Genomic DNA, 26,784 nt, shown 5'->3' with positions numbered 1-26,784 from the left:
GAAGGATGTAGTGAGTGGGAAAATAGTTTATATGTTCGAAGCCGTGGTTTGTATGTGTGAAAATCCGAGTATATCAATTGAAAATTAGGTTTGGAGTTTTTTTAGATGGAATAGAGGATCTGGCGGTGGATAGAAGCGGTCAGATCCTTTTTTAGTCCCATGCGGTGTGAAACGAGAAGGATGTAGTGAGTGGGAAAATAGTTTATATGTTCGAAGCCGTGGTTTGTATGTGTGAAAATCCGAGTATATCAATTGAAAATTAGGTTTGGAACTTTTTTAGATGGAATATAGGATCTGGCAGTGGATAGAAGCGGTCAGATCCTTTTTTAGTCCCATGCGATGTGAAACGAGAAGGATGTAGTGAGTGGGAAAATAGTTTATATGTTCGAAGCCGTGATTTGTATAAATGAAAATCTGGTTACTTAAATTGAAAATTGGCTTACTCTGGAATAAGGGATCCGGCGGTGGATAGTACAACAGGAAGCGTAACTTTGTATAAAATATAGGTTCCCGCTTCCAATAAGTTAATATGAAATCACTTAGTAGTATGACTCTTAGGTTCTTTAAAAAAGTTGGATACAATACAACAAAATATTCCGGTAATTAGAATAATGTATTTTATCGTTTCACTTGTATGCTCAAATAAATTAACGTTAAGCATCACAAGTCCCCAAAACATTTGAATCGCTCCATAACTGAATAAAATTTTTCCTGTACGAGAAAAATTTTTCTTGGGCCTCACCCTTTCCTTTATATGTAAATTGTATCATAGGAAACTACAAACGAATGATTATAAAATGAATTCCCTGTAAATTTATGGGTATTGGTATGCAATAGATGAAGGGATTAAAGTTTCACTTTATATAAGATATAGAAAGAAGCTTACGTTTTTAACGTAAGCTTCTTTTTTATGTAAGTGTGTGTAACCGTTAAGCCGCATTGGGTTTTGTCGGTGAGTACGCGGAATTTTACGGTTACACGACACTTATTCATATGAGTAAAAGGGTTATTCCAACAGAAAATTTGTAATTAAGCGATTGGACCGCCTAAGTTAATAATATTTTCAGAAACGCTATCGAATTTTTTGAAGTTTTCTTTAAATTCGTTTGCAAGCTCAATTGCTTTCGCTTTGTAAGCATCTTTATCAGCCCAAGTTTGTTCAGGCATTAATACTTCATCAGGTACACCTGGAACATGACGAGGTACTTCAAGGCCAAAGATGTCGTGTTTTGCAGTTTCAGCTTTAGCAAGTTCACCGCTTAGTGCTGCTTGAATCATTGCACGAGTGTAACCTAAGTTCATACGTTTACCAACGCCGTATTCGCCACCAGTCCAGCCAGTGTTTACTAAGAATACTTTCGCATCATGTTTCTCGATTTTTTCACCAAGCATTTCAGCATAACGAGATGCATCAAGCGGTAAGAACGGTGAACCGAAGCAAGTAGAGAATGTAGCTTGTGGAGATGTAACACCGCGCTCTGTTCCTGCTAGCTTACTAGTGTAACCGCTTAAGAAATGGTACATAGCTTGCTCTTTTGATAACTTACTGATTGGAGGCAATACGCCAGATGCATCAGCAGTTAAGAAAATAATTGTATTTGGATGTCCTGCAACACTTGGCAGTACGATATTGTCAATCGCATGCATAGGGTATGCAGCACGTGTATTTTCTGTTAAAGTAGTATCGTTATAGTCAGCGATGCGTGTTTGACCATCAATGACAACGTTTTCTAAAACTGAACCAAATTTGATTGCATCGAAGATTTGTGGTTCTTTCTCATGAGAAAGGTTTACACATTTTGCATAGCAACCGCCTTCAATATTGAATACGCCGTTATCAGACCAACCGTGCTCATCGTCACCGATTAATTTACGGTTTGGATCAGCAGATAATGTTGTTTTGCCTGTTCCAGATAAACCGAAGAATAGTGCTACGTCGCCTTCTTCGCCTACGTTTGAAGAGCAGTGCATAGAAAGAATGTCTTGTTCAGGTAGTAAGAAGTTCATAATAGAGAAGATTGATTTTTTCATTTCTCCAGCGTATTCTGTACCACCGATTAGTACGATACGTTTTTCGAATGAAACCATAATGAATGCTTCAGAATTTGTACCGTCAATTGCTGGATCTGCTTTGAAGTTTGGTGCAGAAACAATTGTGAACTCTGATTCGTGAGTTGCTAATTCTTCTTCATTTGGACGAATAAATAATTGATGTACGAACAAATTATGCCATGCATATTCGTTAACAACTTGAATTGGTAGGCGATAGTTGCGATCAGCGCCAGCAAATCCTTTGAAGATGAATAACTCTTCTTTTTCTTTTAAGTATTCTAAAACTTTTATATATAATTTATTAAAATGTTCTTCAGAGATCGGTTGGTTCACGGCTCCCCAAGCAATTTTGTCAGCAACCGATGCTTCCTTCACAATAAATTTATCTTTAGGAGAACGTCCTGTGTATTTTCCTGTTGAAGCAGAAACGGCACCAGTAGAAGTTAATTTCCCTTCGTTTCGCATTAATACTTTTTCCACTAATTGCGGAACACTTAATTGAATCTGTGCATTGCTTCCGTTCAATAATTCATGTAAACCAATTTGGACATTCACAGTACTCATATTTATATACCATCCTTTTCATTTAATGAAATATTTCTCGTAATCCCCATCAATAGTATAACACAATTATATAAATAATGTATACTATTTATTTATTTTTGTTTGTGTGAATGTATCATTTCCCTATTAATATTTCATTCTATACGTATTGAGAAAAACTTTCAGGAAAATGTGAATATTAATTGACAAATGAATATCATTTCTTTAGTATAGGTTGGGACGGATACTCTCTTATCCCGAGCTGGCGGAGGGACAGGCCCGATGAAGCCCAGCAACCTCACTTGTAGTGGTAAATACAGGTGAATAGGTGCTAAAACCTGTGCGAGGCTAACGGTCTCGAACGATAAGAGCAAAGGGCAAAAAGCAGTATGCAAGTAGCAAATTAAACCTTTCCTCTATGTTAAGTAGGAAAGGTTTTTCTGTATGCTTGTGTGGGAGAATAAATGTATGTCGCAGTTTGTGGCAAATTAAGGATGAGTTCCGTACAATATATACAATTACTGTAGGGAGGTTTACCACATGACAAAAAAACGTCATCTGTTCACATCTGAGTCTGTAACTGAAGGACATCCAGATAAAATTTGTGACCAAATTTCTGATTCAATTTTAGATGCGATCTTAGCAAAGGACGCAAATGCACGTGTAGCTTGTGAAACAACTGTAACAACTGGTTTAGTATTGGTAGCGGGGGAAATTACGACTTCTACTTACGTAGATATTCCAAAAATCGTTCGTGAAACAATTCAAGGCATTGGTTACACACGCGCAAAATACGGATTCGATGCAGAAACTTGTGCAGTTTTAACATCTATCGATGAGCAATCTGCTGACATCGCTATGGGTGTTGACCAAGCACTAGAAGCACGCGAAGGTCAAATGACTGACGCTGAGATTGAGGCAATTGGTGCGGGAGACCAAGGTTTAATGTTTGGCTTCGCATGTAATGAAACACAAGAATTAATGCCACTTCCAATCTCGCTTGCTCACAAATTAGCTCGTCGTTTAACTGAAGTACGTAAAGATGACACATTATCATACTTACGTCCGGATGGAAAAACGCAAGTTACAGTTGAGTATGATGAAAATGGTAAACCTGTACGTGTGGATACAATTGTAATTTCTACACAACATCATCCAGATGTTACGTGGGAAGAAATCGATCGCGATTTAAAAGAGCACGTAATTAAAGCTGTAGTTCCAGCAGAATTAATGGATGGAGAAACGAAATTCTTCATTAACCCAACTGGCCGCTTCGTAATTGGTGGACCACAAGGTGATGCTGGTTTAACAGGACGTAAAATCATCGTTGATACTTACGGTGGATACGCTCGCCATGGCGGTGGTGCATTCTCTGGTAAAGATGCAACGAAAGTTGACCGTTCTGCAGCATATGCAGCTCGTTATGTTGCGAAAAACATCGTAGCAGCTGGTCTTGCTGACAAAGCAGAAGTACAACTTGCATACGCAATCGGCGTAGCGCAACCAGTATCAATTTCAGTTGATACATTTGGCACTGGTAAAGTATCTGAAGACGTATTAGTAGAACTAGTTCGTAACAACTTCGATCTTCGCCCAGCTGGTATTATTAAAATGCTAGACTTACGTCGCCCAATTTACAAACAAACAGCAGCTTATGGCCACTTCGGACGTACTGATGTAGATCTTTCATGGGAACGTACAGACAAAGCAGCTACTTTAAAAGAGCAAGCTGGTCTATAATATATGAAAAAAAGCTTTGCGCTGTGTGCGCAAAGCTTTTTTTATTTGGTTTTATCCCGCATTAACGGGCAGTAAGCCTCCCACTTCAAAATTCGGATGTAAAGCAAAAAAGTTAGGTAGGAGGCTAACTGCCTGTAAAAGCCCGATTGGTTCAACTAATAATCAGTGGGGAAGAACAAAATCCCCACTGATTAAAGTTTCACTTTATTTGTTATTTGGATACATGAACTGCAATAAACTTCGCCGTCTAGCTCAATATACTTTCTCATATTTGTCATACCACTTGCCGGAAATGGCATATGAATCCATACTTTTTCATACGTTTGTATTTCCTTTTCACATGATTTGCAAAGGATTGGTTTCTTACGGAACATAGACGGTCACCCTTTCAGTTGACGCGCTTTTCCTGCGCAAAAAGCACTGCTCAGTAAAAATAGCGTTGCGAATATAATACTCACTAATGTAGCGTATGGAATTGCGCCTTTTAAAGAAAAGCCGACAGTGATGGAAGCGACAAATAAGAGGATGAATGTTGTTGTTAATTTTTTATAAAGTTCCATAGTGTGTGAACCTCCAAATTATTTTATAATGTAAGTTTTAAAATAAAATCTACTATGTAGAAAATATAAGGGGAGTTAAAGAGTAGCTAATGATGTGAAGTCTAGGAGTATAAATAACTTTTATCTTCCTTTTTCTGGGTGTGTATACTTATATTGTATCATGATGCATCGTTGGCTTCATACATAATTGTGTAAAGATATGTATGATAAAATGAAGAAAAGTCTTTAAGAAAGGAAAGATAAAAAATGAGCGTAACTGAGCATAAAAAACAAGCTCCAAAAGAAGTTCGTTGCAAGATCGTGACGATTTCCGATACACGTACGGAAGAGACGGATAAGAGTGGACAACTATTACATGAATTATTAATAGAAGCAGGACATAAAGTGACCTCTTATGAAATTGTAAAAGATGATAAAGAGAGTATTCAGCAAGCGGTGTTAGCTGGTTATCATCGGGAAGATGTTGATGTCGTGTTAACAAATGGCGGTACTGGTATTACGAAACGTGATGTGACGATTGAAGCAGTATCAGCGTTATTAGATAAAGAAATTGTTGGGTTTGGTGAGTTGTTCCGTATGATTAGCTATTTAGAAGATATCGGAAGCAGCGCAATGTTAAGTAGAGCGATCAGCGGTACAATTGGGCGCAAAGTTGTCTTTTCCATGCCAGGGTCTAGCGGAGCAGTTCGCCTTGCGATGAATAAATTAATTTTACCGGAATTAGGTCATATTACATTTGAGCTGCATCGCCAATGAGTAAGTATGCTGGAATTGTATTGGCAGGCGGTATGTCGAGTCGATTTGGTGAGCCGAAAGCGTTAGCGAGCTGGCAAGGGAGTACTTTTATAGAGCATATTTTGAAAGTGATGACAACTGCGTTACAAGAAGTTGTAGTCATTAGTCATTCTGATATAAAAGAGCGAGTAGAGCAACTTGTACAAGTTCCTGTTATAGAAGATATTCCGCATTATAAAGGAAATGGACCACTTGCTGGAATTGTATCAGGAATGAAATATATAGAAGCAGATTGGTACGCTATTATGCCTTGCGATGCGCCAAATGTTTCGCATGAATGGTTTACCATTTTACTAGAGCAAACGAGTAATGAATATGATGCGGTTGTTCCTATTATTAATGGAAGAAAACAACCGTTACTTGCAGCGTACCATAACCGTGTGAAAGACAAGATTTATGCTTTGCTTCAGGAAGAAAAAAGAAGTATGGGCCAGCTTTTATCACAATGTAATGTGAAATATATTGTTGGTGAGGATGTACAGGCGAATGCAGATTGGTTTATAAATGTGAATACGAAAGAAGAATATGTGCAGGCTCAAAAAGACCTTTCAAATGAATGAAAGGTTTTTTGATATACAGAAATTGGGGAACAATTGCTGTATAAAGGTATGTGAGTAAGTTGATTTTAAGGGGATTTCGTGAACTACCTGCCACTTAACGTCCTAAAGGAGTGTTTGAAGTGAGGGCTTCTCGGTTAATCATTACTTCTGATAGCTAACGAATTCGTCCTAAGACAGCCGAGCTAACTCCCTTGTTCCAAAGGTTATTTTATTACAATTTATGCTGACGCTAAAAGACGTATTGCTTCATTTTTGATATTGATGGCTGAGTTATAATCTCTATCGAGATTTACACCGCATATACAAGAATAGATTCGTTCAGACAATGTCAGACTTTTCACATTTCCACAGCTACTACATGTTTTTGTTGATGGAAACCATTTGTCTATTTTCACAAGTTGTTTTCCTTGTTTGTTTAGTTTATAAGTTAAGAAAGAAGTGAACATACCCCACCCATTATCAGCGACACTTTTTCTAAAATGAAGTGCTTGCGATATTCCTTTCATGTTTAGATCTTCAATAGCTACAACATCAAAATTGGCAGCTAACTTTTTAGACTCATGATGAAGAAAATTCTTACGTTGGTTAGCTACTTTCTCATGTAACGTAGCTACACGAATACGTTGTTTATTCCAACGTTCAGAACCTTTATTGCGTCTTGATAATACTCGTTGCGCCTTTGTTAATCGGTCTAACATGTTACGATAGAACTTAGGATAATTGGCTTTCTCATCCTCAGAACTGACGTATAATCCATCCATTGCAAAGTCTAATCCAACAACTGTTTCTACTTCTTTTTGTACAATCTCTTTTTCGTATTCAGTCAAGATTGACACATAGTATTTACCAGTAGGTGTCATAGAAATCGTACAAGACTTGATCATATAATCTTGTGGTATCTCTCTATGTTTTTTGATACGTACCATTTTCAGTTTTGGCAATTTGATATGACCATTAAGCAACAGAATATTACCGTTTACTACATTCGTTGTATAAGACTTTCTGTCCTTTTTACTTTTGAATGTCGGGAAGTTATTTTGACCACTAAAGAAATTCTTATATGCAGTTTGCAAGTGTAGTTGAGCATTTGCCAAAGCTAATGAATCAACTTCTTTTAACCACTCAAATTCTGCTTTATATTTCGCAGGGGTTGGAGGCTTTTGTTTCTTTAGTTGTTCCTTATCATCTTTGTATTTTTCGTACGCTTCTTTTCGCTCAGCTAACATTCTATTGTACACGAAACGTACACAACCGAAGGTTTTACGTATAAGATTTGCTTGTTCTTCTGTTGGATACAACCGGAATTTATATGCTTTATTCTGCTTTGTCATATCATTTCACCTCACTTTTTACCTTGATTTTCAATATATTTCTTTACTACGTCTATTGGCGAACTACCAGTAGTTAGTAAGCAAAAACTTCTTGACCAAAACATTTCTTTCTAAAGTTTTTTTCACTTGTGGAAAGTCTTTTTTGATTAGTTGAGAACTTGCACTTTTATAAGCATTAATAAATTTTGTCATTTCTTTTTAAGCGAGTAATTCTGATGCAGTGTGCTGAAGGACTTCTTCATATTGGTCAAGTAAGCCACGAAAGATCTCATCCCAGCTTTTTGATTTAGCATAAGACGAAGCTGCTATGCCCATTTGCATAAGCAGCACTTCATTTTGCAATAAAGAATGGATGGAGGATAGAAAGGAATCTGTATCTTTTGGCGGACAAAGAATTCCCGTTTTTCCATCTGTAATAATATTTTTAACCCCGCCACTATTTGCACCAATGACAGGTGTACCGCATGCAAATGATTCAAGTACGACATTTCCAAACGTTTCAGTAGCTGATGGAAATACCATCATATGAGAACAAGCATATGCTCCAGCTAAATCCGTACCTTGTAAATATCCAGTAAAAGTGACATTTGTTTTCGGAACAGCTTCACGTAAATTTGTTGCTAGAGGCCCGTCTCCAGCGATGAGCCAATGAATATCGTCACGTTCTTTGTTTGTCGTTTGAATAAGTGTCTGAAGAGTATCGATATCTTTTTCAGGAGCAAGGCGCCCGACGTAGGAAAGAATATATTTCGCTGTAATATTATATTTTTTTCGGAATAGGTCTTTATTGTAAGTTGGATGAAAGAGAGTACAATCTACACCACGTCCCCAAATATAGAGCTGTTGAAATCCTTTTTTCTTTAATTGATGTAATGTTTCAGGAGAAGGAACAAAGTTTTTTTGCATATGACTATGAAACCAGCTTAAATAGTTCCATAGCATATTGGAGAGAAATTCGATTTTGTAATAGCGTAAATAGGCGTCAAAATCAGTATGATAAGAACCGACAACTGGGATATTTAACTTTTTGGCATAATATAACCCACAAAGTCCCATATTGAAAGGCGTAGCGATGTGAATGATATCAGGTTTAAAGGCAAGAAGTTCCCGCTTAATGCGCGGAGTAGGAAAGGCAAAGCGACATTCTGGATATAATATTGTTAATGGGATACTTCTCATTTTGTTCACATTCGCTACGAAATTATCTTCTGCCGTATGCTGAGGGGCGAAAACAGAATAGGCGATATTTTCTTTTTGAAAATATTTAGTTAAACGTTCCAAAGTTTTCGCTACACCGTTGACTTGTGGTGTAAATGTATCGGTAAATATGGCGACTCTCATCATATCGCTCCTTTACATGAGTGGAATGAGTTGATAAAAAGAGATGATGCCAGAGCAAGTGCCAAGGCACATGCCTACAAATACATCTGACGGATAATGAAGCCCTAAATAAATACGGGAAATACCGACGCATAATGCTAACGGTAATAGAAAAGCAAGCAAGTTTGGATTATAGCAAATAAATGGAATGAGGACAGAGAAAACAGCCGTTGTATGTCCGGATGGAAAAGAATGATCTTTTAATGGATGAACTGGATATTTCGCATCCTGAATTGTTAAATAAGGGCGTTTTCGTGGATACCATCTTTTTAATATTTGCACAGGAATATGGCTAATTGTCAAAGAAATAGTAGTTGCAATTGCAGCTTGATGCAAATTCCCTGTTGCGAAAATTAAAAAGAATAGGGTAAGTGCAATGGAAAAACTTGCACCACCGATATGGGTAATATTGCTGAAAAAGATGTTTAATGTTTTTTGATCAAAGTAGCGATTAATTCCTTTGAAGATGTAACATTCTATTTTATATAGTCCACTGACCTTCATGAGATTTTTCCTCCCTCATTTACATATATATGGAGTTATTAACTTCTATTTTAATAAGATTTTATTGAGGGGATAATAAGGTTTTGTAAAGAAAAAGTTAGATTTTTTCATAAAAAAAGCTGCCAGTCTTATGGCAGCGATAAAATCACTTTTGTAACGATTTATAATATTGTCCTTTTTCAACGTATTGTGTGCGGATACGTTCCATATCTTTACGGTCTTCTTCTGTTAATTCGCGAATGACCTTCGCAGGGCGACCGAAAGCTAACGTATTAGGAGGGATTTTCTTTCCTTGTGAAACGAGACTACCAGCACCGATGAAAGCTCCTTCACCAATTTCAGCGCCATCTAATATGATAGATCCCATTCCGATTAAAGCATCTTTTTCAATTTTGCAGCTATGTAAAATAACTTGATGCCCAACGGTAACGTCATCTTCTAAAATAAGAGGATACTGGGGGCTTTGGTGAAGTGTACATTGATCTTGTACATTTACTCTATTTCCAATTATCGTTGGTGATACATCACCGCGGATGACTGTATTAAACCAAATGCTAGATTCTTCGCCAATTGTCACATCGCCTGTAATGGTAACATAGTCAGCGATAAAAGCACTACTCGCAATTTTTGGATTTTTTTCTTTGTAAGGATATATCATGTAAAGCCTTCCTTTCCTAGAGACTAGTTTTAGTGTATCAAATTATGAGAAAGAGTGAAATGGAGGAGGTCCGTATGTGGAATTATGAAGCAGAGGAAGCGAAAGCTGTAGTCGTTATCGTGCACGGCGCAATGGAATATCACGGACGTTACGAAGCTATAGCAGAAATGTGGAATCATATCGGCTACCACGTTGTGATGGGAGACCTTCCATCACATGGAACGACTTCGAGAAATAGAGGACATATTGATTCATTTGATGAATACATAGAGGAAGTTAAATTATGGGTGAAAGAGGCAAGGAAGTATCGATTACCTATTTTTATATTTGGTCATAGTATGGGTGGTCTTATTGTCATTCGTATGATGCAAGAAACGAAGAGAGAAGATGTAGATGGTATTATTTTAAGTTCACCATGTTTAGGTGTATTAACTGGACCTTCTGCTCCGCTTCGAGCTGCCTCAAAAATATTAAATGTTGTTGCTCCAAAATTGCAATTTGCAACGAATCTTACAGTGGAAATGTCAACTCGTAATCATGAAGTGAGAGATGCGATGGAGAATGATTCATTGTTCTTGCGCAAAGTATCAGTACGTTGGTATAGTGAATTGATTAAGTCTATCGAAATTGCGCATAAAAAAATAGGCGATTTTCCAGACGTTCCACTCTTGCTAATGCAGGCTTGTGAGGATAAACTTGTAGATAAAACACGTGTCCGTACTTGGTTTGATAATGTTAAAATAAGTGATAAGGCTTTTAAAGAATGGCCGAATTGTTATCATGAGTTATTAAATGAGTATGAGCGTGATGAAATTTTGAATTATATTCAGTCATTTACTGAAATACGCATCAATAACATAATAGAAACAAATAAGTAAATTATTTGTACATTGAATAGAGGAGATGAAGGAAGAAGTGAACGTACCGAGTAATCCCATAACGCTCATGGCGAAAGTATACCGTGATGTGTTTCCGGTAGTACACCATGAGCTAGCGATGTGGAAAGAGCGTGCCTACCATATTCCGAATGACGAGCTTCATAGTCAGGCAATCGCAAGTATTGAGAATAAAACGTTTCATTGCGAGGGCGGTGGCATTTTAGCGCTACTAGCAAATGAACATCGTGAGGAATGTATTCGTTTTATCGTAGCTTATCAAACGATTAGCGACTATTTAGATAATTTATGTGATCGTAGTACATCACTTGACCCGAAAGACTTTGCGGCTCTTCATGAGTCGATGGTAATGGCATTAAGCCCTGAAGTTGAAGGGGGCGGTAACTATTATCGTTATCGTGATGATCAAGATGATGGTGGTTATTTAGATGAGCTTGTTGAAACATGTCAGGATGTTTTAAAGAAAACGAAGCATTATGATAAAATTGCTCCAATTCTTCATGAACTTGCTTGTTATTATTGTGATTTGCAAATTCATAAACACGTGAAGTTAGAAGAAAGAGAACCACGCTTAAAAACATGGTTTGAAGCGCATAAAGAAAATTTACCACCGATGAGTTGGTTTGAGTTTTCAGCATGTGCAGGTTCTACGCTTGGAATTTTCTGTCTTGTAGCATATGCATTTCATGATGAGTTACATGAAGAAGATATTGTGAAAATTAGACAAGGGTATTTTCCATACGTACAAGGACTTCACATTTTACTTGATTATTTCATCGATCAAGAAGAAGACCGTATCGGCGGAGATTTGAATTTCTGTAGTTATTATGAAAACGAGCAAGCTATATTAGATCGTATGAAACATTTTGTAGAAGAAGCAGAGAAGAGCATTGGTGATTTGCCTCATGCGAAGTTTCATCGTCTCATAAGCCGAGGATTACTTGGTATTTATTTATCAGATCAAAAAGTATCAGCGCAAAAGAATATGCACAAAATGGCACGGCGCATTGTAAAATACGGAGGGCTCACTTCACGATTCTTCTACTGGAACGGGAAGATGTACCGAAAGAAAATGGCGCAGTGATGAAAAAAACCACTCTTGTAGAGTGGTTTTCTTATTATGATTGTATTTTTGAAAATACATATATGAGAAGTTCAATTGCGAAAATAACTAAAACAGATAGTCCGTATAAAGGCATGACAGCGCCTAGTATAACCATCATGATAAAGAAAACGATTATGCTTTTCTTATCTCTTTGCTTTGGCGGTGCTGCTAATTTTCCTTTTGGCTTTCTTGCTAACCACATTTTTATTCCGTAATAAATGAGAAGTAATAAAGATAATGTCGTTAGTAAGCATAATATTTTATTTGGCCATCCGAATAAATGTCCTTCGTGAAGCGGGATACCGTAAGTAAACCATTGTGCAAATAATCCATAATCACGATAGTCCGTTTTGGAAATAAGTTCTCCGCTATATTGATCAAAATAAGCTGTTATTTCTTCATTTGGTGCGACATGCATACCCGTAATACCGGAACCGCTTGATTTCGAAACGGTGAATACACCTTTCGGATCAGCCGGTAGTGAGATAACATATGGCTTCTTTATTTCAATTCCTTTTTGTAATTCATCGACAGAAATTGCTTTTGGCTCATTTGAATTCGATTCAGGAGGAGCTTCTTTTCTTGTTGCCCACGGCAATTCTTTTACCTTCGATTCAGGCGGTGCCATATACAACTTTGGATATCCAATTGATTCATTCGACGATGCGATTTTATAAATTTGGTTACCCATAAATCCTGACCACGGCAATCCAGATGCGACTAACAAAACGAGTGGAATTGTAAATATAATACCGATAATAGAATGACGTCGTTTTGCCTTTTCTCGCTTAGTGGATGCGGGTGTGTTTTTGAATTGGCGTATACTCATATACAATCCAGTCACAATTAAAAAGATTGTCCAGCATGCCGCAAGCTCTACAATGTAGTTAACGACAGTACCACCAACTAAAAGAGAACTATGTAATTCCCTCATTATATTGGCAAACGTTTCACTTGCATTTTGATCTCCAACAATTTGATTATTGCTATCTAAATACACATATTTTTGCTTTCCTGTATATTCATTTGCAATAGTAAGCCTCGTATTATAATCCCCATTAAACTCACTAATTTTCGCCACACTATAATGTGGATATTTTTTCGCTGTTAAGAAAAGCGAATCAGCCATCGAAATAGACTCTGTTTGGGCGCTCTTCCCAAAATATAAATCTTTATAGATGAAATCTTCAACCTCTTCACGAAATAAATACCCAATTCCGCTCAGTGACAAAGTAATAAGAAGCGGCGTAATAAAAAGCCCGGCGTAAAAATGCCACCTCCAAAAAATATAATGAAGCGAACGATTTACTTTCATACTTCAGTTCCCCTAACCTTCCCTATATGAATAAACTACTTATTTAATATAGCGAGATTAAGTGTGATTACTTTGAAATAATTGTGAAAAAAGTTAAAAGTTTTGGTTGTTTTTATCAAACATAAAACACATTTTAAAAAGGATGTGTTCTATGTTTATGAAGACTTTTTTATATTTGATGCATAGATCCTAACAACTGCTTTCGCAAGACATTGAGCGGAATCAACAAAGTCCTCACTCACCACCACATTCAAATCGGTACATGCGATAATAGCGGTATCTACTTCGTCTTTTAACTGTAAAACGAGCAGACTCCATAATTTACGAGCTTCCTCAATTTCTCCGCCTTTAATACAAGTAATAATTTGATTAATCATTTCTTGCCATTGTTCATTATGAATGTACTCTATATCACGTTTTGTAATTCCATCTTGGTAAATACTTGCTTGAACAGTCGCTTCTGTTGCAAGAAGAGCGACTCTTTTTGTATTTTCAGGAATTGCTTTTAACGTCTCATCGACTATATTCAAAATAGGAATGGTAATAGAACGCTGTAATTCCTCGAAATAAAGATGCGCTGTATTACATGGCATTGCGATGAAATCTACACCAGTACTTTCAAGTTTTTGCGCTCCTTCAATAATCGCTTTTTTCATCGCCGCATGATCAATAGGGCGATCCATATAAAACGGTGTTGGGCACGAATAAATCATCATATGAGGAAAGTCCATATCATGCTTTGCTCCATAAATTGTTTGGCACTCTGCTACAACTGTATCGACGAATGGTCCGGTTGATTTTGGACCCATTCCTGCTAGTATTCCAATCATTGTTTAGTCCCCTTTAATATGTAATCAAAAACGTTTTCTGCGAACGAGAAAAAGAAATAAAGTAAGTAATAAAAATGAATATACGATAGCCCAAGCTGTAAGCCATAGAGTATGAGTAAGTATATTATATTTGTATTGTCCAAGCATTATAAAGCTTTCGACAGGTGGTAAAAAACATAGTAACTCTTTTTTTAACCGGATTGAGGCAATCGTCATAAGTAATATAAATGTAAGACTAAGCCAAGCGGTGCTTGCTTTTTGAATAATATTTCTAGTAAATAATGTTGCGATTGAAATTCCTAGTATAGATAAAGACATGTGAGCGAGAAATCCGACTAGAAATAAAGAAGCTGTCATTTTTTCATTAAACATTTGCAAAATAATTGGATAGATTACGGATATAAAAGATAAAGCAGTACAAATAAGAAAAGCCGTAATATATTTACCAACGTATAATGCCGAAATATTATTTGTATGTGAAATAGTGATTTGTTCTTGTACAGGATCTTCAGTATGAAAAATTGTGACTGTAATCCAGGCAGATAATAAATAAAGTGCGAGTGCTGTTTCTAAGTATGTTGGTACAATGGGAGTTGGTTTATATGTATATACAAAAAGTAAGCTTATGCAGTACATCGCAATAGGAGGAATGTACTTATACGATTTCGTGTAGTCGAGAAAATGGTAACGAATAAGCGCAAACATAATAAACCTTCTTTCGATTTAAAAATTAGGCTGTAGCAGTGTGATAGATGCTTTTTTATGTAATAAAAACTGAAGCATTTCGTTTGCATATTCCTTTTCGATTTGTAATTGAATGAGGTTTTGATTTGAATTGTGTGTAACTTGTATAAATCCTGATTGCTTTTGTAGTTCTATAGCTGAAAATGTTTCGTGAACAATTGCCTCAATATAGACCTGTTCTGTTGATTTTTGCACAGAGGTATCTTCCGCAATTGTATGATTTGCTAATGTCACAATTCTATCGGCGAAGTTTTCTAGTAGTTGTTTTTCGTGACATGTGAAGAGTATAGATATGCCTTGTTGTTTTAATGAGAGTAAAATATGCTCTAATTCTTGCTGAGAGTTAGGGTCGAGTCCAGAAAGAGGTTCATCTAGAATTAATAAATGGACGTCCGTAAGTAATGCTTGCATAATGCCTGTTTTTTGTTTCATACCTTTTGAAAAGTTTCGTACAACGTAATGCTTTGCATGATGTAGATGAAAAGATTCAAGGAGCATCGGAATTTTATTTCTTAAATATTTTGTTGATAAACCGTGAATGTGGCCGAGATGATATAAATAATCCTCTAATGTAAAACGAATTCCTTCAGGAAAATGTTCAGGGACATAACTGATTTGTATATGTTCTTTTCTTTGAAGTGTCCCTGCCGTAGGTGGAATAAAGCCTGCAATTATTTTGAGTAAAGTACTTTTTCCAGTCCCGTTCCCACCAATAATAGCGAGTGCTTCTCCTTCTGGAATGGATAAATCGATGTTGTCTAGTATAAGTGATTTGCCATACTTCTTTTGAATTCCCCTTAGTTCTACTAGCAAAGTTCTATCCTTCTTTCTTCAAATATTGTATACATCCATTATATAGGAGAATAAGAAAAAGACGTGCAATGAATGCACGTCTTTTTTTGTTATGTTTTGTCGAATGATCGATATATCTGAAAAATCGTTGATATAATTATCCTGCTATTTGCCGGACAGTAAACCTCACTGATTAAAGTTTCACTTTATCGCTTCTCAATCGCCACAATAAATGGCGGGTTATTTTGCTGGTTAATGAAGCCGTATCGCAAAACGTGAGCTTCTTTTTGATCTAGTTCTTCTGCAAATTTAAGTACAGCGTCGCGTTCTACTTGTCCTTCTGGATGTCCGTGGTAAATGACAAGGACGATGATACCTTCAGGTGCCATTACTCCTAGTAATTGTTCAATCGCCGAGATTGTTGAGTTCGGTTTTGTGACGATATGCTTGTCACCGCCTGGAAGGTAACCTAAGTTGAAGATAGCGCCTGTTACTTTTCCTTTTGCATCTTCTGGTAGTACGGATAGAAGCGTATCGTGACTATCGTGAACTAAAACAGTACGTTCAAAAAGCTCTTTTTCTTTTAGGCGGATAGTAGAGCTTTCAATTGCTTCTTTTTGAATATCAAATCCAAATACTTTTCCGTTATCTCCAACGATTTCAGCTAGGAAGCAAGTGTCATGTCCATTTCCTAAAGTTGCATCTACAGCGTAATCGCCTTCTTTAACAGCCGTTTGCAGCAGCGAGCGAGCAAACGGTAATACACGTTCTAATTTCATTTTTGTTTCTCCTCATTTGCATATTTTCCTTGCCAGCTTCCGCGGCGTACAAATTCTGCATCGATGGAATTTAATACTTCCCATTTATTTAAGCTCCACATTGGACCAATCATTAAGTCAGGTGGACCGTCACCTGTGATGCGGTGCACAATTACATCTTCAGGAATAATTTCAAGTTGGTCAACAACGAGACTTACGTAATCTTCAAGAGAAAGGAATTCTAATTGACCTTTTTCATATTGCTTCACCATTGGCGTACCTTTTAATAAATGAAGTAAATGAATTTTAATTCCTTGTACGTCAAGCTTTGCTACTTCACGAGTTGTTTCCATCATCATGTCGTAATCTTCAAGGGGAAGACCGTTAATAATATGAGAGCAAACTCTAATCCCGTGCTTGCGTAATTTATTTACGCCTTCCACATAAGATGGATAATCGTGAGCGCGATTAATAAGATTTGCAGTACGTTCATGAACAGTTTGTAGTCCGAGTTCAACCCAAAGGTACGTACGTTTATTTAAGTCCGCTAAATATTCAACGACATCGTCTGGTAAACAATCTGGACGAGTTGCGATAGAAAGACCGACAACGTCTTTTTCTGCTAGAAGCGGTTCGAATTTTTCTTTTAACACTTCAAGTGGTGCATGTGTATTTGTGTAAGCCTGAAAATAAGCGATACATTTTCCGTCTTTCCACTTTGAGCGCATTTTTTCTTTCATTTCATGATACTGCGTTATAACATCATCGCGGCGATCACCAGCGAAGTCACCAGATCCAGCAGCACTACAAAACGTGCAACCACCGTAAGCAACTGTACCGTCACGGTTCGGGCAATCGAAGCCAGCATCTAATGAAACTTTAAAGATTTTTTCACCAAATTCATTTCGTAAGTGGTAATTCCATGTATGATAACGTTTATTGTCGTTTGTATATGGAAAAGGGTTTTGAACCTTCATTACTTTCCCTCCTAAGACGAGTCAAAATAAAGTGAAACTTTAATCAGTGGGGGATGTTCCCCCCACTGATTATCAGCCCTCACGAATCGGGCGTTTACGGGCAGTTGAGCTCTCACCTACCTTTTTTTGTTTCATCCAAATTTTGAGGTAGAGGTCTTACTGCCCGTTAATGCGGGATGAAACAAAATCCATTATAACATACTCATAAGGTTCATATGGAAGGGACACACTAAAGGGGAATTGAAGCAAGGAGGGACAATTATGGCAGAGCGTCAATCACTTGAAGAGTATATTACACAGGCAGAACAAGCGGTGGAATATGCGAAAGAACAATTAGACCAAGGCATGAGACAAGAGCATTACAATACGATGGAGTATTCGGATGCTCAGTTACAATTAGAACAAGCATATAATGATTTACAAACGATGCAACAACATGCGAATGATGAGCAACGTGAGCAATTAAATAGAGCACGTATGGCAATTCGCCAATTGCAACATCAAATGATTATTACACCGCACTAATAAGGAGTGAATGTAATGGCGAAACGTTCAGATCAAAATAATCCAGAGCAAAAAACGCAAAATGGACATAACGCTGAATTTTCAAATGAACTTGATCCAGTTGTTCAAGTGAAACAGCGTAATAGTAAAAAGGGACAACCTCAAAGATCGAAGCAATCAGAGTAAACCAGGTCGCAATATGACCTGGTTTTATTTTGTTATATGACAATAATGTAAGATTTCTGTAAGGTTTTCCGATAGTTGTAAGCTTACTTTTCCAGTAGAGTAAGGGAGGATTTAATTTAGGACAAGGAGTTGTATTATGGGGAACAATATTACAAACAAACGAATTGATGAGTTAGATTACATTCGTGGCTTCGCATTACTGGGGATTATTTTAGTAAATATTTTGGCGTTACTTAATATTAAAGTTCCAGACCCTAATACAGTGGATGCAAGTTATCAAAGGTTTCTATACTTATTTGTAGAAGGTCGTTTCTTCTCAATCTTTTCATTCTTATTTGGAGTAGGATTCTATATCTTCATCACAAGAGCGATTGCAAAAGGGAAGAATGGATATGTTTTATTTTTACGCCGCTTAGTTGCACTATTTATTTTTGGTTTGATTCATCAAATGTTTCAGCCCGGAGAAGCACTAGCGTTATACGCAATTTGTGGATTAGTCACTTTACCATTTTATAAAGTGAAGAAGCAAATAAATTTAGTAATCGGTCTTATTCTTACGATAGTTTTTAGTATTATGGCGGCTAAGGAATTATTGCCTGTAGGTTTAATTTTATTAGGTCTTGCTGCAGGACAGTACAAAATATTTGAAAATCTTTCAGCGAAAATAAAGCAAGTCGCTATTTTTACAGGAGTTATGTTTGTTTTAAGTGTGATAGCTTTATGGTATCAATATGGGCACGTTCCTGCTAATCCATTTGTAAATATGATACTTATGACTGAGGATGGAACAATGGATGCTGCAGGTCAGTTTTTAAAAATTGGTGTTACAGTTGGACCAATTATTTCAGCTTTCTATGTAGGAGCATTAATTTTATTACTTCAGTTAAAACCAGTTCAAGCATTGTTAGCGCCACTGAAATACTATGGTCGTATGGCTTTAACAAATTATATTGGACAAACTGCAATGATTTTAATTGCAGGCAGTGTATTTAATTTTGCAGGAAACTTAACGTACATGCAGATGCTATATGTGTGTATCGCAATTTATGCAATTCAAATTATTTTCAGTGTGATTTGGATGAAAATCTTTAAAATGGGTCCATTAGAATGGATTTGGCGTGTTATTACGTATTGGACGGTAACGCCTTTAAAGAAATAAGAGTAGGAAATAAGCTGTTCCACATGCGAAACAGCCTATTTTTATTGTCATCTTTTGTCGGTAAGTCGATATATTTGAAAAATCGCTGATAAAATTGCATTTACTAATGAAAGAACTAAGCTTACATGCTCAGTTTTTTTTCTTACAAAAGTGTAAGGTAATTGTAATGTTAATAAATAGCAGTTCACCTCCAAAAGGCGCAAAATAGGTAATGGAAAAACAAGTGTAGGAGGATATATATGACGAAACCAGTTGTAGACGTGAAAAACGTTCAAAAAGTGTACGGTAAAAAAGGTGAGAACCAATCACACGCGTTAAAAGGTGTTTCATTCTCAATTCAAGAGGGTGAGTTTGTTGGAATTATGGGACCATCTGGTTCTGGTAAAACGACATTATTAAATGTAATTTCAACGCTTGATAAAGCAACGGGCGGCGTTGTTGAAATTGCGGGTACGGACATTACGAAAATGAAGCAAGGTGAGCTTTCTGATTTCCGTTCGCAAAAGTTAGGATTCATTTTCCAAGACTTCAACTTATTAGAGAACTTATCTATTTATGAGAACATTGCACTTCCACTTTCACTTCAAGGTGTCCCATCACGTAATATTGGTCCGAAAGTAGAGAAAGTAGCGGATATGTTAGGAATTTCAGAAATACTTCAAAAGTATCCAACTGAAGTATCTGGAGGACAGAAACAGCGTTCGGCAGCAGCGCGTGCACTTGTGCATGAGCCTGCAATTATTTTAGGGGACGAGCCAACAGGAGCTCTTGATTCTAAAAATGCAGCAAGTTTACTTGATGCGATGACAAACTTAAATGAAGAACAAGGCGTATCTATTATGATGGTTACGCATGATCCATATAGTGCAAGTTACTGTCAGCGTATTTTATTCATTCAAGATGGTGAGCTATATAAAGAAATTCATCGCGGTGGTACACGTGAAGAGTTTTATAAAGAAATTTTAGATGTGCTTGCAGACTTAGGCACACAAAAAGCGTAAGAAAGGAGACTTTGGCATGTTATTCAAACTTTCCATGTCAGGGCTAAAAAGTAAGCTGAAAGATTATATCGTCTTACTTGTCGGTCTTGTCATGTCGATTTCAATTTTTTATATGTTCCAAACGTTAGCGCTGAATAAAGCGTTTATTGAATCTAATTCAGTGATTAAGTCTATCGGATTTGTATTCCAAGCAGGTTCATTTTTATTAGCAATAATAACCTTCTTCTATATTTTATATGCGAACTCTTTCTTATTATCTCTTCGTCAAAAAGAGTTTGGTATGTATATGATGTTAGGAGCAAAAAAGCATAAAGTTACATTACTTATGTTTATTGAAACAATCGTATTAGGTGCTGCGTCTCTTGCGATTGGACTTACAGTTGGTGTAGGACTTGCAGAAGGTATCGGTCAGTTATTAATGAAACAACTCGAATTTGCGGGTGAAGGCTATAAAGCATTTTATCTGCCATCTATGACTGTTACTTGCATCTTCTTCTTTGCACTATTTGTATTATCAGCAATTATGAACAGTATTAAGTTATCGCGTATTTCTGTACTGCAACTTGTACATGCAGATGCACAAACAGAACGTGTTGCAGTAAAAGGAAAAATGACAGGTTTAGTTGCATTCCTAGCGGTTATTTTATTAGGCATTGGCTATGCATCAATGATTTATATGGATAAACTAAGAGAGATGGGAATCCTTATTGCATTAATTACAACAACAGCTGGTACTTACATGCTGTTTGGATCGCTTCTTCCAGTTATTATTAAAAAGTTAAAAAGTAATAAAAAACGTAGTGAAAAAGGACTTAACGCTTTTACATTTGCACAATTAAACTTCCGTATTAATAGTTTAACGAAAGTGCTTGCGACAGTAGCGATGTTAGTTGCTCTTGGAGCTGGTGCGATTTCAGGTGGTATGGCGTTTAAAAATAACGTTATAAAAATGGTCGATGGTTTAGTAATATATGATTCAGTTGTTCATAATCCTACAGCTGAAGAAAAGAAAATTTTAGATGGTATTCCATTTAAAGAGAAAAATGAATATCGTTACAAAGTTGACGATAAATACGTTTACTATGTAAAAGAAGATTTAGAGAACAATCGTCCTTTAGTAAAAGATATGGCAAATATGGAATCGATGAAGGATTTAGTAAATACGAAAAAAGTTTCAGAGGAACTACCAGTAGGTGCAGTTTCTAGAGAAATGAATGAAAAAGATGCGAACGCTAAAGAACTTCCAGGAGAATGGGTTGATGCTTTTAGTACAATCCAGCCATATTATATATACGAAGATCATGCAATTAAAATTGTAGATCAAAAAATGTACGATGGGATAAATGGTAAAGAAGGTATAGCATTTATCGGAAAAACAGATGATTTCTTAACATATACAAAAAAATGGAAAAAACTTGACGAGTTGCAACTAGATAAATATAAAAATGTAACAGCTGAAAGAATGAACAGTAAATATCAAGCTTACGATATGTTCTACGGTGTTGCGAGTGGAACAGTGTTTATGGGCTTCTTCCTTGGAATTGCATTCTTAGCAATGATGGCAAGTTGTTTAATGTTTAAAATTCTTTCTGGTGCATCAAAAGATATTACACGTTATCAAATGCTTCGTAAAATCGGAGTGCGCCATGAATTATTAACGAAATCAATTTATAAAGAGTTGTTCTTAGTATTCTTATTCCCAGCAATTGTAGGTATTGCCCACGTATTAGTTGGTATGAATATTTTCGGTTTCATTTTAGTGGATCCGTATTTCCGTATTTGGGTACCGATTGTAATTTTCGTAGTCATTTATGCAATTTACTACTTCATTACAGTTCAATTGTATAAAGGAATTGTTCTTCCGAAAGAAGATTAATAACGAAAAATACCGAGCAGAGGGTGCTCGGTATTTTTATTATTTTCAGAAAAAATAATAAAAAACGTTGATATGTTACTTAATTGTGTTATAGAATGTAATTAAGTAACATAAACTGAATGTATAAAGTAGCAGGAACTGAAAGGAGGAATCTAAATTGCAGAAAGAAGATGGATCTTTATTTGAAGTTATAGGTATAGCGCTAAGGTCCAAAGAAGTTTTACTATTTTCATTTTTATCCCTCGTTATTTTTCTAACCGCAACGTATTTTTACAATAGTAAGTTTCCAAATCATAAATATCCAGAATTTTTAGGTGCATTAAAGTATATCGCTCCAATTGTATAGCGTAAAAAATTTAAAAGGAAATGGATAATACATGGAATTCCCATAGCATGATAAGGTAAAATGGACAACATGATGAGAAAATTACCGTTCATAAGATGAGGAGAATACATGTATGGAAGTTGTAGAGGCATTAAAAAATATAAGCCAAATTGAGGCTATGAAAAAATATTTAAAAGAGCATTCACAGCGAGATTATCTTTTATTTGTTATTGGAATTAACACAGGTTTAAAAATTACTGAACTACTGAGTATTAAATTTGAAGATGTATTAAATGAAGATGGAACTGTTAAAGAGTTTTATTCTCTTCCTGTGAAAGATGAAAAGTTTAAACAAGATATTTATTTAAATACAAAAGTAAAAGAAGCGCTTTTAGCGTACGTACAATCTATTGATGTTAAAAGGGAAAACTACGTATTTCAATCTAATAAAACGACAAATTCAATCTCACGCCAACAAGCATATCGTGTTATCCATAGCGCAGCTGAAGCGGTTGGGATTATTGGAAAGATTGGAACGAATTCAATGCGAAAAACATTTGGATTTCATGCGTACAAAAGAGGAATAGCGATTGCGCTATTGCAAAAGCATTTTCATCACGCAACTCCATCAGAAACGTTAAAGTATTTAGGGATATCAAAAGATGAGAAGTTTAAAACAGAGATTGATGTAGATTTGTAAAAGGAAAGAGCCGTAACTAAAAAATTAGGAGGCGGGAATATGAATATTAGAGAGAGTGAACTACCAGGCATTGGATGTAAATTTGAAGTGATAACAAAAGGTAATGAAAAAATGGTTATTGTTATTCACGATGATGGAAGAAGGGAAATGTACCATTTTGATGCGGATCATGATGAGAGTATTTCAAGCATTTCTCTTCGTGATTCTGAAGCAAGACAAATTGCGGCTATATTAGGCGGGATGGTATATAGGCCACAAGCTTTAGACACGATTGAGATGGCTTTTGAAGGATTATCAATTGAATGGTTTAAAGTAGAAAATAACGCACCAGTGGTACAAAAAACAATTGGGAGCTTACACGTTAGAAAAACATATAACGTAACAATCATTGCTATTTTGAAAAAGAATATGAAGAAGTTCTTTAATCCAGGCCCAGATTCTATCATTGAAGCTGGCGATATGCTCGTATTATCGGGCGAAAGACATGAAGTGAAAAGAATTATTAAGGAATTACTTTCGGCAGGAGGTGATTCATAATCGATGGATACTTTAATTTTGGAAGTTGGAACTGCGTTAGTATTAGTAGCTTTTGCAGCTATCCTCGCTGCAAAGTTAAAGTTTTCGATTATTCCGTTTCTCATTATACTCGGTATGCTAGTGGGGCCTCATGCCCCAGATTTAGGACTTATCGATTTAAGGTTTATTGAAAGCGGAGAAGTTATTTCCTTCCTCGGCCGTGTTGGCGTCATATTCCTCCTATTCTACTTAGGCTTAGAATTCTCAATAAAAAAATTAATTAAATCAGGAAAGTCGATTGCTTTTGGGGGTAGTGTTCATATATCGCTTAATTTCATATTAGGTTTACTTTATGGATATATAATGGGCTTCCCCTTACTAGAAACATTAATTATTGCTGGAATTATTACAATCTCATCGAGTGCAATTGTAGCGAAAGTAATCGTTGATTTAAGAAGAACTGGTAATAAAGAGACAGAACTAATTTTAGGAATCATTATGTTTGATGATATCTTTTTAGCTGTATATTTATCAGTTGTTTCAGGATTAGTACTCGGAGGTGCAACATCATTTGTAGGTGCTCTTACATCCGTACTAATCGCAGTAGGATATATGTTACTATTCTTTGTAATCGCTAGAAAAGCTACGCCGTTCCTAAATAAAGTATTAGATATTTCGTCAAACGAAATTTTTATTATCGTAATATTCGCTATTTTATTCTTTGTAGCAGGATTTTCAGAAACAATTCATGTTGCGGAAGCGATTGGGGCTTTATTGTTAGGACTCGTCTTTTCAGAAACAGAGCATAGTGATCGAATCGAGCATCTCGTCGTCCCGTTTCGTGATTTCTTTGGAGCTATATTTTTCTTCAGCTTCGGTTTAAGTATAGATCCGTTTTCGCTTGGAGGAGCAGTATGGTTGGCATTAGGAGCAGTTTTCATTACTCTCATCGGTAATTTTACAGCTGGAATGATTGCAGGGCGTAAAGCTGGGTTATCGCATAAGGCTTCTACGAATATCGGTTTAACACTTATATCACGTGGGGAATTCTCCATTATTGTCGCGAATCTTGGAATAGCGGGTGGCTTAATGGCAACGATTAAACCATTCTCAGCTTTATATGTTTTAATATTGGCGTCGTTAGGGCCATTATTAACGAAGGAGTCTGGGAGAATATACTCTCTACTAGACAAAATATTTAAATGGAGTGCTAAAGAAAGTGCAAAACGTAAAAAGGAAGTTGGATAACCTTTCGCGAGGGAACGATTCCATTATTTATAGATTAATATTTTACAAAGACGATTAGAATACATTCTAATCGTCTTTGTGCTATTATCTGAATTTCATCAACTATTAATCAGTTGCCTTCCTATTTAAAAACGACTACAATTTTACTGTTATATATATGAACGAAAAAAAGAGAATAGGAGGGGAGACTATGCCAAGGAAAGTATGGCTATTAGTAGCTGGGATGATTATTAATGTCACGGGTGCTTCTTTTTTATGGCCTTTTAATACAATTTACTTACATGATAGTTTAGGGAAATCTTTATCAGTAGCCGGAATGGTATTAATGATCAACTCGCTTACTGGTGTAATCGGAAACTTGCTCGGCGGTGTTTTATTTGATAAATGGGGCGGTTATAAATCAATTTTAGTAGGGATTGTCATTACACTTGTATCGATTTTAGGTCTTGTATTTTTCCATGGTTGGCCATTATATGTTGTGTGGCTAGCATTAATCGGATTCGGTTCTGGAATGGTGTTTCCATCGATGTATGCGATGGTCGGTACGGTTTGGCCAGAAGGCGGGAGACGAGCGTTCAATGCAATGTATGTTGGACAAAACGTTGGGATTGCGATTGGAACAGCGTGCGGTGGATTAGTTGCGTCTTATCGTTTTGATTATATTTTCTTAGCGAACTTTATTTTATATTTTATTTTCTTCTTAATTGCGTTTATTGGATTTCGTGGTATGGAAGCAAAAAAAGAGCAAGAGGTACAAAAAGAAGCCGAAACGAAAAAAGGTTGGTCACTTACACCTGGCTTCAAAGCGCTTCTAATCGTATGTGTAGCATATGCTTTATGCTGGGTTACATACGTACAGTGGCAAGGGGCAATTGCGACTCATATGCGAGAATTAGATATTAGCCTCCGCCATTATAGTTTATTATGGACGATAAACGGGGCGATGATTGTTTGTGCGCAGCCACTTGTTAGTATGTTAATTCGCTGGATGAAGCGTTCTTTAAAACAACAAATTATGATTGGAATCGTCATTTTTGCGGCGTCATTTATTGTGTTAAGTCAAGCGCAGCAATTTACGATGTTTCTCGTTGCGATGGTGACATTAACAATTGGTGAATTATTCGTATGGCCGGCAGTTCCGACCATCGCAAATATACTTGCACCGAAAGATAAGCTAGGATTTTATCAAGGTGTTGTAAATAGCGCAGCGACTGTAGGGAAAATGTTCGGACCGGTCGTTGGCGGAGCGATTGTTGACTTATACAATATGGAAGTATTGTTTATTGCGATCATGGTAATGCTTGTAGTAGCGCTTATAGCAACGAGTATTTATGATAGACGAGTAAAAGTAGAAGAAACAGTTGAAGAAAAAATTGCAGTTTAGTTTGACGGAACATGCAACATGTTTTAGAATATATTTAAATAAATAGTAATAAAATATCCTTTGGAACAAGGGAGTTAGCTCGGCTGTCCTAAGACGAATTCGTTAGTTAGCAAGAGTAACGATTAACCGAGAAGCCCTCGCTTCAAGTAAGCTCTTAAGAGATACTAAGTGGTGGGTAGTTCACATTAACTCATATTTGTAATAACAGTGAGAAGGAGTAGTAGTAATAGAAGCTGGTTTAGAGAGTTGACGGTCGGTGCAAGTCAATCCACGTTTCGTTATGAACTCGCCTTTGAGTTGCAGTTGTGAAATCATTAGTAGCAATTGCCGTTAATCCACGTTACG

At 36.5% G+C, this 26,784-nt stretch carries 29 protein-coding genes, 1 pseudogene, 1 riboswitch and 1 other annotated feature (1 of these 32 running past the window's edge); of the genes and pseudogenes, 15 read left to right on the top strand and 15 right to left on the bottom strand.

Annotated features, from left to right (window positions below; all coding sequences use genetic code 11):
• Nucleotides 1-535: 535 nt before the first annotated feature.
• Both ABH960_RS06885 and pckA read right to left on the bottom strand, forming a co-directional pair.
• The gene (locus tag ABH960_RS06885) at nt 536-742 is read right to left on the bottom strand and encodes a hypothetical protein (RefSeq protein ID WP_404443821.1); all 207 of its coding nucleotides are present in this window, start codon (nt 740-742) and stop codon (nt 536-538) included.
• 287 nt (nt 743-1,029) lie between these two features.
• Nucleotides 1,030-2,616, bottom strand: coding sequence for a phosphoenolpyruvate carboxykinase (ATP) (gene pckA, locus ABH960_RS06880; protein WP_242310584.1), 1,587 nt, complete (start codon nt 2,614-2,616; stop codon nt 1,030-1,032).
• Between the two features lie 228 nt (nt 2,617-2,844).
• Nucleotides 2,845-2,966, top strand: a riboswitch (SAM riboswitch).
• Between the two features lie 169 nt (nt 2,967-3,135).
• Between pckA and metK the strand changes: the two genes are divergently transcribed.
• Nucleotides 3,136-4,335, top strand: coding sequence for a methionine adenosyltransferase (metK, locus tag ABH960_RS06875; RefSeq protein ID WP_131246890.1), 1,200 nt, complete (start codon nt 3,136-3,138; stop codon nt 4,333-4,335).
• A 191-nt stretch (nt 4,336-4,526) separates the two neighbouring features.
• On the opposite strand, the gene ABH960_RS06870 is transcribed toward metK, so the two are convergent.
• On the bottom strand, nt 4,527-4,709 hold the full coding sequence (locus tag ABH960_RS06870; RefSeq protein WP_404443817.1) for a hypothetical protein: 183 nt from the start codon (nt 4,707-4,709) through the stop codon (nt 4,527-4,529).
• 6 nt (nt 4,710-4,715) lie between these two features.
• The gene (locus ABH960_RS06865) at nt 4,716-4,895 is read right to left on the bottom strand and encodes a hypothetical protein (RefSeq protein WP_002067722.1); all 180 of its coding nucleotides are present in this window, start codon (nt 4,893-4,895) and stop codon (nt 4,716-4,718) included.
• Nucleotides 4,896-5,141: 246 nt separating this feature from the next.
• Here ABH960_RS06865 and ABH960_RS06860 point away from each other — a divergent pair, with 246 nt between their 5' ends.
• Together ABH960_RS06860 and ABH960_RS06855 are read left to right on the top strand one after the other, a co-directional pair.
• Entirely contained in the window at nt 5,142-5,651 is a 510-nt protein-coding gene (locus tag ABH960_RS06860) for a MogA/MoaB family molybdenum cofactor biosynthesis protein (protein WP_404443814.1), read from the top strand.
• Nucleotides 5,648-6,250, top strand: coding sequence for a molybdenum cofactor guanylyltransferase (locus ABH960_RS06855; protein WP_404443811.1), 603 nt, complete (start codon nt 5,648-5,650; stop codon nt 6,248-6,250). The genes ABH960_RS06860 and ABH960_RS06855 overlap by 4 nt, the downstream gene beginning before the upstream one ends.
• Nucleotides 6,251-6,468: 218 nt before the next feature.
• On the opposite strand, the gene ABH960_RS06850 is transcribed toward ABH960_RS06855, so the two are convergent.
• The 5 genes and pseudogenes from ABH960_RS06850 to ABH960_RS06830 form a co-directional block, all read right to left on the bottom strand.
• On the bottom strand, nt 6,469-7,581 hold the full coding sequence (locus tag ABH960_RS06850; RefSeq protein ID WP_404443808.1) for an RNA-guided endonuclease TnpB family protein: 1,113 nt from the start codon (nt 7,579-7,581) through the stop codon (nt 6,469-6,471).
• A gap of 11 nt (nt 7,582-7,592) precedes the next feature.
• Nucleotides 7,593-7,776: pseudogene (locus ABH960_RS06845) on the bottom strand (IS200/IS605 family transposase); the annotation flags it as partial.
• Between the two features lie 3 nt (nt 7,777-7,779).
• Nucleotides 7,780-8,922: a glycosyltransferase family 4 protein gene (locus tag ABH960_RS06840; protein WP_404443805.1), complete on the bottom strand. Its 1,143-nt coding sequence runs from the start codon at nt 8,920-8,922 to the stop codon at nt 7,780-7,782.
• A gap of 12 nt (nt 8,923-8,934) precedes the next feature.
• Nucleotides 8,935-9,465, bottom strand: coding sequence for a phosphatase PAP2 family protein (locus ABH960_RS06835; protein WP_404443802.1), 531 nt, complete (start codon nt 9,463-9,465; stop codon nt 8,935-8,937).
• Between the two features lie 145 nt (nt 9,466-9,610).
• Nucleotides 9,611-10,123 carry a gamma carbonic anhydrase gene (locus tag ABH960_RS06830; RefSeq protein WP_002015678.1) on the bottom strand — a complete coding sequence of 171 codons (513 nt, stop codon included), beginning with the start codon at nt 10,121-10,123 and terminating at the stop codon, nt 9,611-9,613.
• A gap of 74 nt (nt 10,124-10,197) precedes the next feature.
• Here ABH960_RS06830 and ABH960_RS06825 point away from each other — a divergent pair, with 74 nt between their 5' ends.
• Entirely contained in the window at nt 10,198-11,001 is an 804-nt protein-coding gene (locus ABH960_RS06825; protein WP_002129529.1) for an alpha/beta hydrolase, read from the top strand.
• A gap of 37 nt (nt 11,002-11,038) precedes the next feature.
• The gene (locus ABH960_RS06820) at nt 11,039-12,103 is read left to right on the top strand and encodes a tetraprenyl-beta-curcumene synthase family protein (protein ID WP_002089107.1); all 1,065 of its coding nucleotides are present in this window, start codon (nt 11,039-11,041) and stop codon (nt 12,101-12,103) included.
• Nucleotides 12,104-12,137: 34 nt separating this feature from the next.
• Here ABH960_RS06820 and ABH960_RS06815 read toward each other — a convergent pair whose 3' ends face one another.
• From ABH960_RS06815 to mnmL, 6 genes are all read right to left on the bottom strand, one after another.
• Entirely contained in the window at nt 12,138-13,439 is a 1,302-nt protein-coding gene (locus tag ABH960_RS06815) for a PepSY-associated TM helix domain-containing protein (protein ID WP_404443797.1), read from the bottom strand.
• Nucleotides 13,440-13,594: 155 nt separating this feature from the next.
• Nucleotides 13,595-14,269 carry an aspartate/glutamate racemase family protein gene (locus tag ABH960_RS06810; protein WP_002184795.1) on the bottom strand — a complete coding sequence of 225 codons (675 nt, stop codon included), beginning with the start codon at nt 14,267-14,269 and terminating at the stop codon, nt 13,595-13,597.
• Nucleotides 14,270-14,293: 24 nt separating this feature from the next.
• Complete coding sequence (locus ABH960_RS06805) at nt 14,294-14,974, bottom strand: ABC transporter permease (protein ID WP_404443794.1); 681 nt, start codon at nt 14,972-14,974, stop codon at nt 14,294-14,296.
• Between the two features lie 18 nt (nt 14,975-14,992).
• Nucleotides 14,993-15,826, bottom strand: coding sequence for an ABC transporter ATP-binding protein (locus ABH960_RS06800; protein WP_002034419.1), 834 nt, complete (start codon nt 15,824-15,826; stop codon nt 14,993-14,995).
• A gap of 185 nt (nt 15,827-16,011) precedes the next feature.
• The gene (mnmM, locus tag ABH960_RS06795) at nt 16,012-16,584 is read right to left on the bottom strand and encodes a tRNA 5-(aminomethyl)-2-thiouridylate-methyltransferase MnmM (protein ID WP_404443791.1); all 573 of its coding nucleotides are present in this window, start codon (nt 16,582-16,584) and stop codon (nt 16,012-16,014) included.
• A complete protein-coding gene (mnmL, locus tag ABH960_RS06790; protein ID WP_002034421.1) occupies nt 16,581-17,540 on the bottom strand; it encodes a tRNA modification radical SAM protein MnmL/YtqA in 960 nt (319 codons plus the stop codon). The genes mnmM and mnmL overlap by 4 nt, the downstream gene beginning before the upstream one ends.
• Before the next feature lie 261 nt (nt 17,541-17,801).
• On the opposite strand from mnmL, the gene ABH960_RS06785 reads away from it, so the two are divergent.
• The 10 genes from ABH960_RS06785 to ABH960_RS06740 all read left to right on the top strand — a co-directional run bounded on the left by ABH960_RS06785 (nt 17,802) and on the right by ABH960_RS06740 (nt 26,439).
• Complete coding sequence (locus ABH960_RS06785) at nt 17,802-18,065, top strand: YtzC family protein (protein WP_002089099.1); 264 nt, start codon at nt 17,802-17,804, stop codon at nt 18,063-18,065.
• Between the two features lie 15 nt (nt 18,066-18,080).
• The gene (locus ABH960_RS06780; RefSeq protein WP_001129345.1) at nt 18,081-18,230 is read left to right on the top strand and encodes a hypothetical protein; all 150 of its coding nucleotides are present in this window, start codon (nt 18,081-18,083) and stop codon (nt 18,228-18,230) included.
• A 136-nt stretch (nt 18,231-18,366) separates the two neighbouring features.
• A complete protein-coding gene (locus ABH960_RS06775; RefSeq protein WP_404443786.1) occupies nt 18,367-19,389 on the top strand; it encodes a DUF418 domain-containing protein in 1,023 nt (340 codons plus the stop codon).
• Between the two features lie 239 nt (nt 19,390-19,628).
• Nucleotides 19,629-20,390: an ABC transporter ATP-binding protein gene (locus ABH960_RS06770; protein WP_105585974.1), complete on the top strand. Its 762-nt coding sequence runs from the start codon at nt 19,629-19,631 to the stop codon at nt 20,388-20,390.
• A 16-nt stretch (nt 20,391-20,406) separates the two neighbouring features.
• Nucleotides 20,407-22,266 carry an FtsX-like permease family protein gene (locus ABH960_RS06765; protein ID WP_404443783.1) on the top strand — a complete coding sequence of 620 codons (1,860 nt, stop codon included), beginning with the start codon at nt 20,407-20,409 and terminating at the stop codon, nt 22,264-22,266.
• A 157-nt stretch (nt 22,267-22,423) separates the two neighbouring features.
• Nucleotides 22,424-22,612 (top strand): hypothetical protein, encoded by a 189-nt coding sequence (locus ABH960_RS06760; RefSeq protein ID WP_002067637.1) that lies wholly within the window; start codon nt 22,424-22,426, stop codon nt 22,610-22,612.
• Nucleotides 22,613-22,724: 112 nt separating this feature from the next.
• Entirely contained in the window at nt 22,725-23,291 is a 567-nt protein-coding gene (locus ABH960_RS06755) for a tyrosine-type recombinase/integrase (RefSeq protein ID WP_404443780.1), read from the top strand.
• A gap of 39 nt (nt 23,292-23,330) precedes the next feature.
• Nucleotides 23,331-23,828 (top strand): cation:proton antiporter regulatory subunit, encoded by a 498-nt coding sequence (locus ABH960_RS06750; protein ID WP_002089091.1) that lies wholly within the window; start codon nt 23,331-23,333, stop codon nt 23,826-23,828.
• Nucleotides 23,829-23,831: 3 nt separating this feature from the next.
• Nucleotides 23,832-25,055, top strand: a complete 1,224-nt coding sequence (locus ABH960_RS06745; RefSeq protein ID WP_404443777.1) for a cation:proton antiporter — start codon at nt 23,832-23,834, stop codon at nt 25,053-25,055.
• A gap of 190 nt (nt 25,056-25,245) precedes the next feature.
• Nucleotides 25,246-26,439, top strand: a complete 1,194-nt coding sequence (locus ABH960_RS06740; protein WP_002089089.1) for an MDR family MFS transporter — start codon at nt 25,246-25,248, stop codon at nt 26,437-26,439.
• 198 nt (nt 26,440-26,637) lie between these two features.
• Nucleotides 26,638-26,784, top strand: a binding site (T-box leader) (it continues 72 nt past the right edge of the window).

This window comes from Bacillus sp. RC252 (assembly GCF_044909215.1).
GTDB classification, from domain to species: Bacteria; Bacillota; Bacilli; order Bacillales; family Bacillaceae_G; genus Bacillus_A; species Bacillus_A mycoides.
This window is presented reverse-complemented; position numbering and strand designations above follow the sequence as displayed.